The sequence below is a fragment of the Bacteroidales bacterium genome (genome assembly GCA_035342335.1).
Classification (GTDB): Bacteria; Bacteroidota; Bacteroidia; order Bacteroidales; family JAGONC01; genus JAGONC01.
The window spans coordinates 1-3,157 of record DAOQWY010000052.1; the positions used below are offsets into that span (position 1 = coordinate 1).

At 47.8% G+C, this 3,157-nt stretch carries 3 protein-coding genes; 2 read left to right on the top strand and 1 reads right to left on the bottom strand.

What is annotated here, in order from left to right; genetic code table 11:
• Positions 1 to 338 (top strand): DUF308 domain-containing protein (locus tag PKI34_13565; protein HNS18833.1); only part of this gene is annotated, 338 nt, incomplete at its 5' end.
• A 6-nt stretch (positions 339 to 344) separates the two neighbouring features.
• Here the strand turns inward: PKI34_13565 and recJ are convergent.
• Positions 345 to 2,105, bottom strand: a complete 1,761-nt coding sequence (gene recJ / locus PKI34_13570; protein ID HNS18834.1) for a single-stranded-DNA-specific exonuclease RecJ — start codon at positions 2,103 to 2,105, stop codon at positions 345 to 347.
• A gap of 183 nt (positions 2,106 to 2,288) precedes the next feature.
• Between recJ and PKI34_13575 the strand changes: the two genes are divergently transcribed.
• Positions 2,289 to 3,157: glycosyltransferase family 39 protein (locus PKI34_13575; GenBank protein ID HNS18835.1), on the top strand; the 869-nt coding region annotated here is incomplete at its 3' end.

Below are 3,157 nucleotides of genomic sequence, written 5' to 3' on the forward strand. Positions count from 1 at the left end.
CGTGGTTGATGACATTTTCTGTCATAACGATTGCGCTTGGACTTTTTATCATGGTCACCCCCGGCCTGGCCCTGAAGGTCCTGATGATCGTACTGGGCATCTGGGCTTTGCTGGTTGGCGTTTACCAGCTCTACAGCCATTTTACAACTGCCAGGGAAAACAGGAAGGGATCTCTTGGCCTTTCTATCGCATTGATCGCGATCCTGCTGGGACTTATCATGGTGTTCAGGCCGTTCCCGGTAAGTATGTTGATGACGATCCTGACGGGGATCATTTCGGTGATCGTCGGAATAATGCTTATCGGCAGGTCGTTCAGGACCGGGAAATTAACCTCCTGAGCAGCTCTACGGCTGGTCTCTGAGTTGAATATCCTTGATATTCAACTGGATCGACACATTGCCGTTCCAATCGTTTTCCTCGATATGATAACAGATATCGAAGGGTACTCCTTTTTCGATGAATGGCAGCAGGTTACCCTGCTGAAAAGCGATGGCCGGATAGAAGAAACTTCGGATCTCAGGATGGGCGACGGTCATTTTAATATGATTTTTGCCGACGATGCGGGCGTAGCCCGTGTCGGCCAGCCCTTTGGTCTGGAACACCGGCTTCATGTTTCCGGGACCAAAAGGTGCAAACTGACTCAGAATCCTGTAAAACTTGGGATGGATATCGTTGAGGTTGATCTTCAGGTCAATCTCGATTTCGGGCAGCAGCATATCGTCAGTGATATGCGCACTTACGTATTCCTCAAACCGGTCAATGAATTTTTCCAGGTTTTCCGGTTTTAACGAAAGCCCTGCGGCATACTTATGGCCCCCGAAGTGTTCCAGCAGACCGCTGCATGCATCCACGGCGTCATAAATGTCAAAATCCTTGATGGAGCGGGCCGAACCTGTGATAAGACCATTGGAATTGGTGAGTACGATGGTAGGCCGGTAATAGGTATCGGTCAGGCGTGAAGCGACTATGCCTACCACACCCTGGTGCCAATCAGGATTATAAACGACCGTTGTTTTTTTGCATTTTAGTTTTTCATCAGCGCCGATGATTTCAAGTGCCTGGAGCGTTGCCTGCAGGTCAAGGCTCCGGCGCTCAATGTTGAATTCATTGATCTGTTCGGCAAGCAGCCCTGCCTTCAATTCATCCTGCGACACCAGAAGGTCGACTGAGTTACGGCCACTTTCGATCCTGCCCGCAGCATTGATGCGCGGACCAATCAAAAAAACAAGATCACTGATCGTCAGTTCTTTTGTAAATATGAAATTGGAGGGATTGTCCTCATCCACCACTTTGCGGGTGACATTGCAATGCTTTAAGATGGCTTCAAACGCAGGACGGGGATCCGCGTTGATCAGTTTCAGCCCGTAGTAAGCCAGGATACGGTTTTCTCCTGTGATGGGAACAATATCTGCAGCAATGCTCACCACCACCAGGTCGAGGTATTTCTCCAGCGCCGAAAAAGGTAAGTCATTGCGAAGGGAATAGGCCTGTATAAGTTTGAACGCAACCCCGCATCCTGAAAGCTCTTTGTAAGGATAGGGACAATCATCCCGTTTGGGATCCAAAACAGCCACTGCCTCGGGCAGTTTGTCATCCGGACTGTGATGATCACCTATGATAAAATCAACGCCCCTGTTCCGGGCGTATCTGATCTTCTCAGTGGCCTTGATACCGCAATCCAGTGCAATGATCAGCTTAAAGCCGTTATCCGCAGCATAATCGATTCCCTGGATAGAAACGCCATACCCTTCGGAATACCTGTCAGGAATGTAATAATCGATCTTGGGAGTGAACTGTTTCAGAAATGTGTAAACGAGAGCTACGGCTGTCGTGCCGTCCACATCATAATCACCGTAGACCAGGATAGGTTCATCCCCGCGAATGGCACTCCCTATTCTCTCCACAGCCTTGTCCATATCCATCATCAGATAGGGATCATATAACCGGTTGAGCTCAGGCCGAAAAAACTCCCGCGCATCCTCATAGGTATAAATACCCCGCTGAACAAGCAGTGTGGCAATGCTATGATCAACATTCAATGCCTGCGCAAGATTATTAACCATTTCGAAATCAGCCGCTTTATTGAGTACCCAGCGTTTTTTCATGCCTTGTAATGATATTGTAAAAATACATAATTTCAGCAAGCTTATTAAGAAATATTATTCATAATACAGGCTGCCGGCTGGCAGATAGTTTGTGCACCTCCTACCCTATTAATACGTTTTAACCTGATTTTGTTACCCTGATGAATGCAAAATCTTCTGAATTTCTTGTATGTTTGGAAAATAATGATAGCACGGGTAAATCGTAAATGGCTCGTCTGGGTATCCGACATCCGTTTCTGGATAGCCCTTTTCTTTCTGCTGAGGTTGTACGGTATCACCTTGCCTCCGGCAGAAGTGGGTCACGCCTGGCGCCAGGTGACCGTCAATATGGTTGCACGCAATTTTTTGGAAACAAACCCGAACATCTTTTTTCCCCGTGTCGACTTTGCAGGTGAGAAAACAGGAATTACAGGAATGGAATTCCCTTTGCTCAACTACCTGATCTACCTGGTATCCCTGGTGGCAGGTTTCGATCACTGGTACGGCCGTATCATTAACCTGATTGTCAGCTCCCTGGGAATCTATTTCTTCTATCTCCTGCTACGCAAATGGCTGAGCGAACGGATCGCATTCTTCTCCACCCTGGTTCTTTTATGCTCCATCTGGTTCAATTATTCCAGAAAGATCATGCCGGATACATTCAGCATATCGCTCATTTTCATTGGATTGTACGCAGGAATTCTCTATCTGGAACGTGGAAAACGCATCCACCTGACAGCCTCCGGTATCCTGATCACCCTGGGATTGCTGGCTAAGTTACCTGCCCTGTGCCTGATGCCCGTCATCCTGTTCCCGCTTCTTGACAGAACCATACCAGTCAAACGAAAATGGGCTCTGGCGGCCGCACTGGCTTTGGCTGCCTCGACGGTATCCTTATGGTATTTCCACTGGGTACCCCACCTGGTAAAACAATACGGATTCTGGCACTTCTACATGGGTAATTCTTTCTCCCGGGGATGGAATGAAATTCTTGACAACCTTCCTGATACGGCAAAGAACTTCTATTTTTCATCCCTGTATTCCTTTCTTGGATTTGCAGCATTCCTGACAGC

Excerpts from the sequence above, each read along its gene's own strand:
- recJ (HNS18834.1), bottom strand. The coding sequence starts at position 2,105 with ATGAAAAAACGCTGGGTACTCAATAAAGCGGCTGATTTCGAAATGGTT.